The organism is Chitinophaga agri (genome assembly GCF_010093065.1).
In the GTDB taxonomy this organism is placed as follows: Bacteria; Bacteroidota; Bacteroidia; order Chitinophagales; family Chitinophagaceae; genus Chitinophaga; species Chitinophaga agri.
Genome location: NZ_CP048113.1, coordinates 1905790 through 1919729, shown reverse-complemented (window position 1 = coordinate 1919729; position 13940 = coordinate 1905790). Strand labels below are relative to the sequence as shown.

At 44.4% G+C, this 13940-nt stretch carries 12 protein-coding genes and 1 tRNA gene; 7 read left to right on the top strand and 6 right to left on the bottom strand.

The features are described 5' to 3' along the window. Window positions 1-12 precede the first annotated feature (12 nt). The 5 genes from GWR21_RS07300 (at window position 13) to GWR21_RS07280 (ending at window position 6063) form a co-directional block, all read left to right on the top strand. A complete protein-coding gene (locus tag GWR21_RS07300) occupies window positions 13-2523 on the top strand; it encodes a phosphocholine-specific phospholipase C (protein WP_162331090.1) in 2511 nt (836 codons plus the stop codon). Between the two features lie 244 nt (window positions 2524-2767). Then, window positions 2768-3361, top strand: coding sequence for a hypothetical protein (locus GWR21_RS07295; protein ID WP_238430238.1), 594 nt, complete (start codon window positions 2768-2770; stop codon window positions 3359-3361). Window positions 3362-3600: 239 nt separating this feature from the next. Further along, complete coding sequence (locus GWR21_RS07290; RefSeq protein WP_162331088.1) at window positions 3601-5190, top strand: ABC-F family ATP-binding cassette domain-containing protein; 1590 nt, start codon at window positions 3601-3603, stop codon at window positions 5188-5190. A 4-nt stretch (window positions 5191-5194) separates the two neighbouring features. Beyond that, window positions 5195-5785, top strand: coding sequence for a TetR/AcrR family transcriptional regulator (locus tag GWR21_RS07285; protein ID WP_162331087.1), 591 nt, complete (start codon window positions 5195-5197; stop codon window positions 5783-5785). Window positions 5786-5989: 204 nt separating this feature from the next. Then, window positions 5990-6063 (top strand) — tRNA-Pro (locus GWR21_RS07280). 611 nt (window positions 6064-6674) lie between these two features. On the opposite strand, the gene GWR21_RS07275 is transcribed toward GWR21_RS07280, so the two are convergent. The 6 genes from GWR21_RS07275 to GWR21_RS07250 all read right to left on the bottom strand — a co-directional run bounded on the left by GWR21_RS07275 (window position 6675) and on the right by GWR21_RS07250 (window position 11990). Further along, window positions 6675-6848 (bottom strand): hypothetical protein, encoded by a 174-nt coding sequence (locus GWR21_RS07275; RefSeq protein WP_162331086.1) that lies wholly within the window; start codon window positions 6846-6848, stop codon window positions 6675-6677. A 17-nt stretch (window positions 6849-6865) separates the two neighbouring features. Continuing rightward, a complete protein-coding gene (locus tag GWR21_RS07270) occupies window positions 6866-7018 on the bottom strand; it encodes a hypothetical protein (protein WP_162331085.1) in 153 nt (50 codons plus the stop codon). Window positions 7019-7200: 182 nt separating this feature from the next. Beyond that, complete coding sequence (locus tag GWR21_RS07265) at window positions 7201-7665, bottom strand: luciferase domain-containing protein (RefSeq protein ID WP_162331084.1); 465 nt, start codon at window positions 7663-7665, stop codon at window positions 7201-7203. Further along, window positions 7665-8546, bottom strand: coding sequence for an SRPBCC family protein (locus GWR21_RS07260; RefSeq protein WP_162331083.1), 882 nt, complete (start codon window positions 8544-8546; stop codon window positions 7665-7667). Before GWR21_RS07260 ends, GWR21_RS07265 begins: the two co-directional genes overlap by 1 nt. Window positions 8547-8798: 252 nt before the next feature. Then, a complete protein-coding gene (locus tag GWR21_RS07255; RefSeq protein ID WP_162331082.1) occupies window positions 8799-10964 on the bottom strand; it encodes a pectate lyase family protein in 2166 nt (721 codons plus the stop codon). A 219-nt stretch (window positions 10965-11183) separates the two neighbouring features. Beyond that, entirely contained in the window at window positions 11184-11990 is an 807-nt protein-coding gene (locus GWR21_RS07250) for a DUF5984 family protein (RefSeq protein ID WP_162331081.1), read from the bottom strand. A gap of 136 nt (window positions 11991-12126) precedes the next feature. Here GWR21_RS07250 and GWR21_RS07245 point away from each other — a divergent pair, with 136 nt between their 5' ends. Both GWR21_RS07245 and GWR21_RS07240 read left to right on the top strand, forming a co-directional pair. Further along, window positions 12127-12921 (top strand): SDR family oxidoreductase, encoded by a 795-nt coding sequence (locus GWR21_RS07245; protein ID WP_162331080.1) that lies wholly within the window; start codon window positions 12127-12129, stop codon window positions 12919-12921. Window positions 12922-12935: 14 nt separating this feature from the next. After that, complete coding sequence (locus tag GWR21_RS07240; protein WP_317165806.1) at window positions 12936-13853, top strand: helix-turn-helix domain-containing protein; 918 nt, start codon at window positions 12936-12938, stop codon at window positions 13851-13853. The last annotated feature ends 87 nt before the right edge of the window (window positions 13854-13940 follow it).

Sequence of the window (13940 nt, the reverse complement as noted above, 5' to 3'; positions counted from 1 at the left end):
CAATTGAAAAATATGGATACCCGCAGAGATTTTCTTAAAAAGGCAGCACTGTTATCTGGCAGTGCTGCCCTTGGCAGTGCCATGCCTCCGGCAATACAGCGTGCACTGGCTATTGATCCGGCACTCGGCAGCACCTTTTATGATGCTGAGCACGTTGTATTCCTGATGCAGGAAAACCGGTCTTTCGACCACCTGTTTGGCTCATTACAGGGAGTACGGGGTTTCAATGATCCCCGGGCTATCCGCCTGAGCAATAAGAACAAGGTATGGTTACAATCGAACAAAGAGGGGCAGACCTATGTACCGTTCCGTCTGAACACGATGGACACCAAAGTGCCCTGGATGGGCTCTACACCACATGGATGGAGTGATCAGACAGATGCCCGTAATGACGGCAAGTATGACCGCTGGCTGGATGTAAAGAAGACCTCCCGGAAAGAGTACGCTGATATACCATTAACCATGGGGTACTGCGACCGTGCTGATTTTCCCTTCTATTATTCACTGGCAGATGCTTTCACAATTTGTGACCATAACTTCTGTTCCAGTATTACCGGTACTCATCCTAACCGTCATTACTGGATGACAGGCACTGTGCGCGAAAAGAACGAACCTGCGGGTATTGCGCATCTGTGGAATGTCAGCAACTATGCAACGCCTGAACTGGACTGGAAAACTTATCCGGAACGCCTTGAAGAGAATGGCATCTCCTGGAAAGTGTACCAGAACGAGGTAACGATGGGTTTCGGCATCAAGGGAGAAGAAAACGACTGGCTCAGTAATTTCGGTACCAATGTACTGGAATATTATAAACAGTATAATATCCGGCTGCATCCTGGTAGTGTTACCAATCTCGATCTGAAGAAAGAGAATATGCTGCAGGAGATAGCGCGACTGGAAAAAGAACCTGTATCCGATGCGATCAGTCTTAAACTGGCAGCAGCAAAGAAACTGCTGGCCAAAATAGAGGAGGAGAGGCAACAGTATACAATGGATGCATACCACCACCTTACCGAAGCAGCGCGTCAGCTGAATGCCAGGGCCTTTACTGTCAACAGTAAAGATCCTCACTATCATGAGCTGACTGCTATTAAATATGAGGAGGATGGTGAGCATAGAGCCCTTAATGTACCAAAAGGCGATATCCTGTATCAGTTCCGCGAAGATGTGAAGAATGGTACGCTGCCTACCGTATCCTGGCTGATGTCACCTGCTAACTTCTCTGATCACCCTGGCGAGCCGTGGTTTGGTCCGTGGTACGTGAATGAAGTGATGGAGATCCTGTTGCAGAACCCGGAGGTATGGAAAAAAACGATCTTCATTCTGACCTATGACGAGAATGATGGTTTCTTTGATCATATACCGCCATATGCGGTACCGAATCCCTATAAAGAGAACAGCGGTAAAGTATCTGCGGGTATTGATCCGAAGATGGACTTTGTGACCAAAGACCAGCAGACCAATCCATCCGCCGTAGCTGACCGGATCCGTGAAAGTTCTATAGGTCTCGGATACCGGGTACCGATGATCATTGCGTCCCCCTGGACAAGAGGTGGTTTTGTTTGTTCTGAACTGTTCGATCACACTTCTTCTTTACAGTTTTTGGAAAACTTCCTCGCAAAGAAGTTCAACAAACACATCAAAGAGGAGAATATCACACAGTGGAGAAGAACGGTTTGCGGAGACCTGACGTCTGCATTCAGACCCTATAAAGGAGAGAAGATCGCAAGCCCGGAGTTTCTTCATAAACAGGCATTTATGGAGAAGATCTATAGTTCCAAATTTAAACAAGTGCCGGCTAACTTCAAAGCGCTGACCGAAGGGGAAGTAGATCAGATCAACAAGGACCACTTACAGTCGCCCTACTTCCCTAAGCAGGAGAAAGGTACACGACAGGCCTGTGCAGCGCCGTATGAGCTGCTGGTGAATGGTCAGTTCAACAAAGCGAAGAATACCTACAGTATTGGCTTTAACGCAGATAATACCGCTTTTGGGGAACGTGCTGCCGGTGCACCGTTCATGGTGTATGCTATGCAACCTTATCAGCATGAATCGCTGCGTACATGGCAATATGCTGCTGCCCCCGGTGATACCCTGTTAGATGAGTGGGCACTGAATGATTTTCAGGATGGTCGTTATCATCTCAGGGTGTATGCACCCAATGGCTTCTATCGTGAGTTTGCGGGCAACCGGAATAATCCGCAGCTGAAGATAGAGACGCTTTATGAAAAGAGCAAGAAGAGCAAGTCGGAACTGACAGGAAGTATCATGGTGAATATTACCAATTATGATACAAGGGCTGTTGCCATAGAGATCAGGGATAACAGCTATAAGAACGGTACTGTGAAACGCACAGTTGCGCCACAGGAGACGGTAAAAGTAGTACTCAACCTGGCAAGAAGCCATCAATGGTATGACTATACGGTCAGTGTACCTGGTACGGATATGTTTGAGGTATTTGCCGGGCATGTGGAAACTGGAAAGGTAAGTCAGACCGATCCTTTGATGGGAGGAATGGTGTAGGTGATAAAGATGCGGCCATTGTCCTAATGTGAGAAATATCAGAAAATCAATGTAGTAAGAGGGGGCTTCCAATGTAATATTGGAGGCCCCTCTTTTTGTATGGAATTTTCTGGCAACCGCATCTTATGTTTGAATTGTAATTTATACCATGAGAAATTTTTTCTTTTTGCTGTTATTATTTTTTGTGTTAGGATCGTGCAGCGATGAATATCGATACTGTAATTGTAAAACGACAGACGAGCAATTGCATATTTACAGTGATGTCATGAACGAGCTGGTGGAAAGGAGATTTTACAATCTTTACCTCGGAAAGGATGAAGAAAGGATCTTTAAAGCTCAGGTAGAGCAACCGGCAGATAGCGTCAGCATCCGGCGGGACGTTATTCGCCTTCAGAATGAGATTTATAGAGATACATTAAGATTATGCGTTCTGTACCTGGATACGATAATGACACCACGTTTCAATAATCAGGCATACTATGAAGCGGATACGGGCAAGTACAGTAAACAATTTATAGATATCATTTCGAGCGTCTCCGGTAATACACAGGCCGTTATTGATAGTTTGAACCAGGTACAGACTAAATATGGACCCGCTGGTTTTTCTTTGTGTACATCGAGACTTTTGCCAATTACCGAGGTAGATAAACACTATGCTGATTGTGAGATAGGGATCTTGCGCATATCTAAGCTGGTGATGAATGAGGAAAGGACCAGGGGCATTCTTTATTATGAGTTCAGATGTGGTCGCCAATGTGGTAAGGGAGAATTATTGGTTATCGAAAAATATAATAACCGGTGGCATATTCGTGAGAGCGTGAGGTCATGGGTCTCTTGAATGGACCCGGTTGGGAACGGTATGCCAATGATAACGGACATTCATTATGTCGCTTCTCCTTTGAGCCAGATAGTTTATTTCTGACATATACTTTTGAGATATTTAGTTCGCTATTGTTGTATGGGTATTGATTTACAGTTATTTATATTTTTATTTAAACAATTTTGTCTAACAAAATAAATATTTAACCATATTTGCATTCTTAGAATGACATAGTTGTTAAAATCCAAAACAGTCCTGTGGGTTTAATCATAAGATCGCTGAGTTATCTTCACCCGGATAATGCGGAGCTTTTCCACGACTTGAACTTTATTTTAAATGATGGAGAAAAGGCGGCATTGGTGGGAATAAATGGCGCTGGAAAATCGACGTTACTGCGTCTCATTTCAGGCGCGCTTCAGCCGACATCCGGAGAGATTAGCTGGTCCGAAAAGCCGTGGTATGTACCTCAGCATTTGGGAGAGTTCGATGCATTGTCTGTTGCGAAGGCGATGGAGGCGGATACAAAACTTGGAGCGTTACATGCCATTTTAAACGGTGATACTGACCCCTGCTATTTTAACGCCCTGGATGATGATTGGGATATTGAAAATAGCGTCAGGAAGGTTCTTGAAAAATGGGGACTAGGTAATATAAATGAGAACCGGTTATTAGGAAGCCTGAGCGGTGGTCAGAAAACACGTGTCTTTCTTTCTGCTATGGACATGAACAGCCCGGACCTGATTTTATTGGATGAGCCTTCTAATCACCTGGACGTGAGAATGCGCGCGAAGTTGTATGATATGATCCTCCACAGTAAATCTACCATGCTTATTGTTAGCCATGACAGAAGATTGCTCAATCTTATGAATAAGACATTAGAGCTAAGCGAAAAGGGGATTGAAGTATTTGGGGGCAATTTTGATTTTTATCAGCAGCAAAAAATGGAAAAAGTAAATGCACTGCGTGCGCGTTTGAACGAGCAGTCCAGGGCATTGAAAGAGTCAGCGCGCAAGGCCGGCGATATGGCTGATCATAGGGCACAACAGGAATTGAAGGGTCGTTCGTATGGATTGAGCAATTCAATACCACAAATTATTGCCGGTGGCTTAAAAAACAAGGCTGAACGTAGTACGGCAAGAATGTTAAATGCACATGAGGAGAAGATAAGCACCCTTCTTCATAATATTGAAGCGCTCAAAGCACAGATACAGGAATATGAAACATTGAAAATCGATATTAGAAATCCCGAAATAACCCCGGGTGAGCTATTAATAGATATAACGGATATTAACTTCCGGTACACTGAAAGCGCATTATGGAGTCATCTCAGTTTTCAGATCAGGTCCGGTGAACGGGTAAGGATCGAAGGTGAGAACGGGAGCGGGAAAACCACCTTGCTAAAGATCATCACGCGCGAACTGAAACCGTGGGAAGGTACCTACAGCAGTGCTGACTTCTCGTATTTTTATCTGGATCAGCAGTATGCTATGCTTGATCCGGAAATGACCATTTATGAGCAGATGCAGGAGTATAACAGACGTGGATTAGTAAGAGAGGAATTAGAAGAACTGCTGGTATGTGCACAGTTTGACCGGGAGAGTTTCGATAGAAAATGTGCTGGATTGAGCGGGGGGGAGAAAATGAAATTATCACTGAGCTGTTTACTGGCCGGTAAACAGGCGCCTGAAGTATTGATCCTGGATGAACCAACGAATAATCTTGACATTCAGAGTTTAGCAATACTTACCCTGGCAGTGAAGAATTTTAAAGGTACTTTGTTAGTAATTTCGCATGACGAATATTTCATTGACGAAATAGGAATTGATTACAGGATCAGTTTAACTTAAAAAAATGCCGCTTAAAAATACAGGCACTGAACAGCTTATAAAAGATACCGCAAAACAATTGCTTTTTGCGGAAGGAAAATTGCATGCTACGACCCAGGAAATAGCAGATGCAGCAGGCGTTAACAGAACTGCATTACATTATTATTTCCGCTCGAGAGATCAGCTGATTGCTGCCATATTTCAGGATGCGATGCAGGCACTGAGCCAACGCCTAGACGAATGCATGGTATCTGAAGGAACTTTTAGAGCTAAGACGGAGAATATCATTGAGGTGTTCCTCAAGGATATGATCGCTTTTCCGTATCAGGAAACTTTTCTGATCACGGAGATGAATACTTTTGGTAAGAAGCTGATCACTAATATTCAGTCAGACCCTGTAAAATCTTACTTAAAGGAAGCAGCTGAGGAAATGGAGAGGGGGAATATCGAGAAAATGAATCCCATCCATTTTCTGATGAACTTGTTTTCTCTTTTGTCTTATCCATTGATCATGGCACCGCTTTATAAAAAGATGTTCAGGATATCAGCGAAAGATTTTCAGAAGCTGATAGATGAGCGGGGAAAGGTTATTATGGGGATGTTGTTTAAGGTTTAGTAATTAGCAAGTATTTCCCTGGATGTGTGGATGCTTTGCGCGGGAAACGCAGTTGGTAGTTTTACGTAGGACAGTTCGACTACCTCGTTGACTGTCAATTCGTAAGAAGCGGTAGATTTCAAAAAATTAGTATTTTTAAATTTTGAAAGATGAAAAATATTATTACATTTGCATCCCGTCGATATTATCAACGGATACCGGTTTCGGGACGTAGCGCAGCCCGGTAGCGCGCTTGCATGGGGTGCAAGAGGTCGCTAGTTCGAATCTAGTCGTCCCGACAAGCACGAAGAGGCTGTCTCAAAAGTAAGAGACAGCCTCTTTTTGTTCGGGTACGTTAAAGGCAGGTAGTCGTTTAAGCTATTCTGCGGGCCTTCCTTTGATTTTGATACAATCTATTTGTTCTTTATTGCTTTCTGTAGTTCAGGCGCGGAATTAATACATTATGATTTTTCATGCAGACGGCTTTTGATCGTTTCCAGTGTAGCAGGATTGGCCCTCTCAAGTAGGAACATAATGTACTCCACAATGTCGCCATTACCTGCCCAGGGGATCATGCTGCTGAAATCATTCTATGGTTTTTGGGTCAGCCAATACAAGCAGTAACTCGGTTAGCCAGCTATCCAGCGCCTCTTCTCCGGTTGCCAGTAGCAGGTGTGCAGCCATTGCAAACCGGAGGAATACGTTTGTTTCCTTAACAAAAGCATTACCGAAAATATCAACCAGCTTATCAATTTGTTTGTTCTTCGTAAAAAGCGCATAATGAAAATATGGCGTATCCTCTTCTTGCGGAGAAATGTGTAGTATTCTCCCCTTCCTGCATCAGTGATTTTTCAGTGGCTTCGGTCTTACCGGTACGTATCAGTATGAATTGTGCGATCCGGGCTGTTTCTCAATGCTGGTCAACAGCCCATTCCATAGGGAGTGGTAATGCGGGTTCAAAAGATTTGATAAGTTCCGTAAACAGGGCTTCATTCTTCCCTATGTAAAACAAACTCAATATCTCAAAGAAGAACACACGAAGGCGTGCCTGTACTGCCGGTAAATGATTATATAGTGGTAGCATACGCACCAATATTGCGGCTACTTGTAAGTAGATTCGTACACAAATCCACGTTGCCCTATCTCCCTCCAGATCTCCTGTTCGCTTGCGGCTGCAATAGCCTCATCTTCAGAAAGCAGGCCATGAATGGCAACAGGTAGTTTTTTGCCGCCGCCAAAGCCCGTCTTGATCATTTCCCAGTTTATTTTTCCAGTTCTACCTGTAATAATAAATCCTTATCCTGCCCATTATAAAGTCGTTCCATCTAATAAAAATTCGCTTTTAAATTGTACAGCCAAATTACGAAAATAGCCTGATTTGTCATGCAGGTTGGCTGGCTTGCAATTTCTCAAACCTACCAGATACCACCTGTGCCTTAAAACCCGCTAAGCGCCTGTCCATCTAATCCGATTGGAGAAAATCCATTTCCTTTCCTCCACTCATATCCGAGTTTTAAAAGTCGCAGTGCATACTGCTTATCTTTTTCGGTACGAATGTAAAAACTAATCCATCCGGTACCTTTTAACATATGATGGTCTTCTACCTGTCCTTCCTGTATTAACATAGCCTTCAGCCGCCGGTTGAGCGGCATATCCAGTAGGCCGTTGCTATGTAAATGACCTATTTCTTTGTGTTTACAATCGAACTGTATACCGCCATATTTATGAGGGTGGCTAATCACGCCGGGCCACTGCTGTACTTCCCCGGAGATCTCATCCATCCAGTTAAGCAGTTCCGCGTGTGTAATGAATATATATAGCTTCAGCCAGGCGTCAAATACCAGTGGAAGGCCTGGTACGAATTTTAAGAAGCCAAGATAGTTGACAACGAACTGGAACATTAGTGTTGCTCGCTAAGTGTTTTAATATGTTCCATTACCCTTAGATGAACATTGCGGGTAATGCTTTCAGCCCATATATCATAGTACCACACAGGGAATACATGCAGCTTGTACCAGCTATTGCCAGTGAGTGTGGTGGTGCCGTCGCCATTATCTTGCAGGATAAACTGGCCTTTCAGAATATCGATATGTCCCATGATTTCAGGGTCACGCGGCTGTTGCGTAATAGCGAAGGTGAGGTTGCGTTCCTCGTCGTAGGCAATGATCTTTTCATCAAATGTATAGCCATTGCTGAAAATGCATTTGCGTTCCGCTCCTACATAATATCCAGAGGCCGTTGCCTGCACAGGGCTTGGCATGCCGATTCTGAACAACCAGTATTTGTCGGACGTTTCTATTTTTTCATATGCCACAACATATTTCCAGACTTCAGATGGCGGCGCCTTTATAACCATCGTATCAGCTACCATATTTTCATAATGATGATGTATGCGAACGTCGGCGAAGAAACTAACGAGCAACAGCAGGAACAGACTTACGTGCAGCGTATCATTACGGCGCTTAAAGATACTTCTGCCTCCAAATACACCAGTTATCACGAATCCAATAATCAGGGGAGAGACAATGAGCAGACATATGAAGCCTTCTCCCAGGAAGAGAGCACTTAATGCGATGCCGATAGCGGCGTTTAACACCGCTCTGCCAATTAACTGTCTGGTGCTAAGCTGCTTATCACGCCAGAACCAGGCACAGATAAATCCCATTAGAATAGGAAGCGTCACAAATTCAGAGAAAACAAGTGTATTGACATCAATTACAAATAGCTTGGTAAGCCACATTACACAAACTGCAAAGACGTTTGAAATGAGGTAGCCTTTCATCGTATAGCGTTTTATACCTCAAATGTATTAATTATTCCAAACTTTCAGAAATTATTGAAAATAAAATACTTTGTATGGCTGATAGTGCTTGATTATCATAGGCCAATGGCTGCTGGAAAATATCAATTAGCTGTCTGTTGTTCTTTTCTCATCATGTACATATTCGGGAATGTCAGCTGGCTGGAGAAATGTCAAACGGCACCATCGTTAGTGAAACGGTGCCGTTTGATATATAATATTTGCTTGCAGTTATTATTTATCCATAACAATATAGGCAGGATAGGATGTACGATCGGGTAGATCAAATGTTTCATCATAAGGTTGTGCCCCCGTACCATTGTTGTACGATGCCACACGCTGTACACCTGTTGCGGTGCTTCCTCCCGTGCCATTTACAACGTTCAGTATATTACCTGGACCTGCAAAACGGGTAATACACATCTTTTCAAGTATCACATCGGGACTATTAGGTAATTCAAAACCATTTTTCTTGTTTACGTGGCCGTCAGTTCCCGTGAAGACTGCATAAGACCCCATTCCTATGCTGCGATGTTCTTTTATAGTGTTAGCGATTTTGAATGCAGCATAACCATCTACACGGCCTCCCTGACTGCTCCAGCTTGCCTGATTGGGCGCATCGTATGGCGGTTCGTTCTGTAAGAAATAGGTTCTGCCACGTTCGCCCAGCCATAATACTTCATATTCCTGATAATGTTCGGCAAACAGGGCATACAATGTAACATCATCACCTGTAACAATAAGTCCGTTCCTGCAGCGATCTCTTACCCAACGGGCACTACCGCCAGGTTGTGAACCATGGTCAGCCCGCCACAGCCAGAAGTGGTCGCCCACTACATGATTGCTGTTTATCTGCATGGAAGTATGGATCTGGATGTTTTTTGCCTGTACGCCGCCTACCCTGCAGGTAATATCGGTGAGCATGATTGGATTTGCAGCATGATCTGCGTCAGCTCCTTCATTACCTACTCTGACCTGGTATGTTGTACTATTGAATGAATCCATCAAAAGGCCGGCAATGATAATACCGTCCTGATCATCAGCATAGATACATCCCCAGGTATTTTTCTCCGTGGGTTCCAGCGTTACCGATGCGATACCTGCGCCCAACAGTATGGCATCTTTTCTATTCACCTGGATGGGGGCGTTCAGGGAATAGTGTCCTGGTGTGAAGAAGATGTTTTTGCCAGCTCTCAGCGCCCTGTTTATCTCAGCGTCCGTGTCTCCTTCCCGCGCGATATACCAGTTGGTAAGCAGGTCCTGCACCCTGCCTTTACCCATATCGGTCGCTGACCAGGAAAGGCCGGTTCTGTCCCTTTGCCAGGCCGGCACAAACACTTTATACTCACCATCACTATCTATGAAAAGGAAAGGTTTTTCCCTGATAACAGGTGTTACCGCAATAGGGGAGTTAGCGTTGTCGGCTTGTGGTGGATTGACACAGCCCTGCCAGACCATATTGTAGGAACCTCCCATCACACCTGATCCTGCCGGGAAAACGGTATTCCGCGTATACCATTGTTGTTGTCCTCCCCAGTTAGGCCTGGATGACGTATAATGAGCGTCAGCGATAAATCCGCCACTACCCCAGAAATTATTGCTGCCAATATCTGAGATATATTTAGACGTGCTTTCAATCTGCATTCTCCGCGCACTGGTCGACTGGGAAACTGTCCAGGAGAAATCCCGCATTACGGTCACATTTTCTACAGAACGCCAGAATGTACAGGTGGCATTTGCTCCACCTGAAAGATGAGGTCTGGTGAATATAGCTCCCAGTTTAACATCTCCCGGTACCTTACCTAAACCACCGATATGAGAATAGAAACCCAGTTCTATCGCATTAGCTGCTGCAGATGATGCCGAACCGGTACCACCTGGATCGTAGGTCTGACCATTTACATTGGACTTGAAATAATATGCCTGACGCTTTGTAGTCCACTCGCCATTTGCTCCGCCGAGACCAATCGTGCCAAAATGCGCATTCATTTCGTCCCGCGCGGTTTCGGCTTTCTCATATTTCCTGTCATAGAAATACATATTATCACCAAAGAGCTGTTGCTCTAGTGAAACGACGATAGTGATGTCATTACGGGTGATCTTATAATAATTTTCGTATTTATCTGGATGGGGCCTGTTATCTGTAAATGTTAGTCGGGAAGTCGAACCTACTTGCGCAAAATCAGTTGCCAGCCGGCTGCCACCCCTTCTAATTATATAGTTTCCGGAAGAGCCGAATGCTGACCACGACAGGGTCATGCTATGCTTCTTCTTATTGTAAATGATCTTATGTGCTATTGTAGTCTCCTCCTTTGTTGCATCAGGGGAATGAAAAGGTACAAAGCTGCATAGCAGCCATATCAATGCGGTGAATGCGGTAATTATTTTTGTAGCTCTCACGTGGTGTAATATTAGATTTTTAAGGTTTCCCAAGATGGTAAATAATTTTCTAACATGTTATTATAAATCTTCAGTTTTATATTGAATTTATCTAGTCAGCCAGTGCTGTATATAAAAACGCCGCTCTAATCATAGCGGCGTTTTTATATACAGATGCGTCAACTGAGACATCGTCTTTACTTTCCAGCGCATCGCAGGTGCTGCCACGGCAGATAAGCGTTAACTAAACATTTTCGTTACCAGGGTATTGATCAATTCCCAATCTGTATGTTTAACTGGCGGACCCTTTAATATACCCAGCTTTCTTTGAAATGCAGCTTTTCTTTCTTCCTGTTCTTTTACCAGTGCCTCTTTATTGATGCGGGTAGCTCCCCAGTCTTTTTCTACGGCTATCCGGACCTGTACATCCATAGCGTCAAAGAAGCGCTTGCCGAAATCTTCCATTTCATGTACAAACAGGTCGTATGCCATTTCTACTTCTCCGTTTTGCGCCGTCCATACAGGAATATTCTCTGGCGTCACATGATCGGCCTGCCAGACAATGGAAAGATAATCACCGTTCCTGAAGAAACTGATGCCTGGGTCGGATGCCAGATAGGGAGCGGTCAGCGTTCTGCTATATATCCATTCAATGGTCTTATCATATTGTTCATAATCGGTTTCTGCATGCATAGAGGGATCCGCGGATAATCTGTCGAACCAGTGCATAGCAGCTCCATAAAACCGGTATAAATAATGATGATTCCGTGAAATGGTATAAAAGGCGTCTGGTACAGGTGCTGCAATGGATTCGAATATGCCCGTCCAGTCGTTTATCAGCCGGTCAAGCTGATAAACGACATATGTAGAATCGTCTGTATCACCGCCAGCCAGCACTTCAGGGGTGTATTCGTAAAGCGTAGCCTTATTCAGATCAAGCCAGTATTCACCTTCTGTGAGTCCCTGCCAATGTATAGTAGTATCAGTATCGTCGTCCCAGGGAATGATATTATCCGGATGTCTGAGTTTGAAGTTAATGAGCGCCATAGAGAATATTAAAAGTCAAAGTACCGGCAAGGTAGTATAAAAAGTGCGGTTGCGTTATTTTGGCTTCATCTATCTGCATTTTGGCTTACTCCGGTTTTTCCATCCGGCGCAACTTTGTATCACAAAACCAATAATAATGAAGTCAATATTTATTACCGGCGCATCAACAGGATTAGGAAGAGCAACCGTTCAGTTATTTCACCAGAAAGGTTGGAATGTTATTGCTACTATGCGCAGACCGGAAGAAGAAAAAGAACTGGCAGCACTGGAAAATGTCACCTTACTGCCCATGGATGTGACCAACCCGGCGCAGGTGACGGAGACAGTGCAGCAGGCAATTACACTTGGAGTAGACGTGGTGTTCAATAACGCAGGTTATGGTCTCATGGGACCTGTGGAAGCAATGACCAGCGAACAGATAGAACGTCAGCTGAACACGAACCTGTTCGGCGTACTGCGTGTCAGCCAGGCTTTCGTACCTTATTTCCGGGAAAGAAGGAGTGGATTGTTCATTACTACAACTTCGATGGGGGGCTTATTCGGATTCCCTTTCGGGTCCATCTATCATGCAACCAAGTTCGCCCTGGAAGGGTGGAGTGAAAGCTTTTCATTTGAAATGGGCCTGTTCAATGTAGGGGTTAAGACGGTTGCTCCAGGAGGCATAGCGACCGATTTTGGTGGTCGTTCGATAGACTCGGCGTCACTTCCGGCGTATGACGAAGACATGAAGAAATTATGGGCCTTATTTGACGTGGAAAAGTTCTCTACGCCCGAACAGATCGCCGCCGTAGTATACGAGGCCGCTACCGATGGAAAAGACCAGGTAAGGTATGTGGCAGGTGAAGATGCGAAGATTTTATATGAAAGACGCCTTGAAGTTGGAAGTGAAGCTTTCAGGCGGGAAATGCGCAGCAATATATTGGGTATTTAATTCCGTAAATTAGCATGATGAAAAGAGCCGCTGCTGTTCCGCATAAAATACAGACTATTGCCGCCTTGCACCGGTTGTTAGGCGTATCAGGTCCATTGCATCCGCTGGTAAGCCTGATCGACAACAATACGATCGCTACCGCAGTGGATCAGTTACCGGAAACGTTTGTACTTGATTTTTATAAGATATCTTATAAAAAACTGATGACAGGCCGGATGAGTTATGGACAAAGCTATTATGACTATCAGGAGGGTGGCATGGTATTCACTGCTCCTCATCAGATCATCGCCATTGAAAAAGATGCAGCGTTCTTTGGTGTAACATTCCTCATTCATCCCGACTTTCTGCGCAATTATCCCCTGGCTCAGCGCATCAGGAACTATGGTTTCTTTTCCTACGAAGCAAATGAGGCATTGCATCTTTCTGAAAGAGAGAAGCAAACCATCCTGGAAGTGCTGGAGCATATCAAAAGAGAACTGAATAATCCTATTGACGACTTTAGCCAGGACCTGGTAATATCCTACCTGGAAGTGCTGCTACACCATAGTAACCGCTTTTATAAACGGCAGTTTGTTACCCGGAAAGCAGTGAATCATGACCTGCTGGCACGCATGGAACAATTATTGAATGAATATTTCGATACAGCAGATGCTATCAGTAAAGGGTTGCCTACGGTGGAATTTATAGCCGAACAACTTCTGTTGTCACCGCGTTATCTGAGCGATATGCTACGCTCGCTGACAGGGCAGAACGCACAGCAGCATATTCATGAAAAACTGATAGAGAAAGCAAAAGAGAAATTGTCTACGACCAGTTTATCAGTGAGTGAGATCGCCTACGAACTCGGATTTGAACATCCGCAGTCCTTCAGTAAATTATTCAGGAACAAAACCAGTCAGTCTCCATTGGAATACCGCCAGTCATTTAACTGATATCAGTGGTCCTACAGGTGGCGATGTCCGGTATGCAATCAGAATTAAATTACTAACTTACACCTATATATCCTTAGAAAATCCGCT

Coding starts and splice junctions, on each gene's coding strand:
- GWR21_RS07300 (WP_162331090.1), top strand. CDS start 13: ATGGATACCCGCAGAGATTTTCTTAAAAAGGCAGCACTGTTATCTGGC.
- GWR21_RS07285 (WP_162331087.1), top strand. CDS start 5,195: ATGCCGCTTAAAAATACAGGCACTGAACAGCTTATAAAAGATACCGCA.
- GWR21_RS07275 (WP_162331086.1), bottom strand. CDS start 6,848: ATGCTACCACTATATAATCATTTACCGGCAGTACAGGCACGCCTTCGT.
- GWR21_RS07270 (WP_162331085.1), bottom strand. CDS start 7,018: ATGATCAAGACGGGCTTTGGCGGCGGCAAAAAACTACCTGTTGCCATT.
- GWR21_RS07265 (WP_162331084.1), bottom strand. CDS start 7,665: ATGTTCCAGTTCGTTGTCAACTATCTTGGCTTCTTAAAATTCGTACCA.
- GWR21_RS07260 (WP_162331083.1), bottom strand. CDS start 8,546: ATGAAAGGCTACCTCATTTCAAACGTCTTTGCAGTTTGTGTAATGTGG.
- GWR21_RS07250 (WP_162331081.1), bottom strand. CDS start 11,990: ATGGCGCTCATTAACTTCAAACTCAGACATCCGGATAATATCATTCCC.
- GWR21_RS07245 (WP_162331080.1), top strand. CDS start 12,127: ATGAAGTCAATATTTATTACCGGCGCATCAACAGGATTAGGAAGAGCA.
- GWR21_RS07240 (WP_317165806.1), top strand. CDS start 12,936: ATGATGAAAAGAGCCGCTGCTGTTCCGCATAAAATACAGACTATTGCC.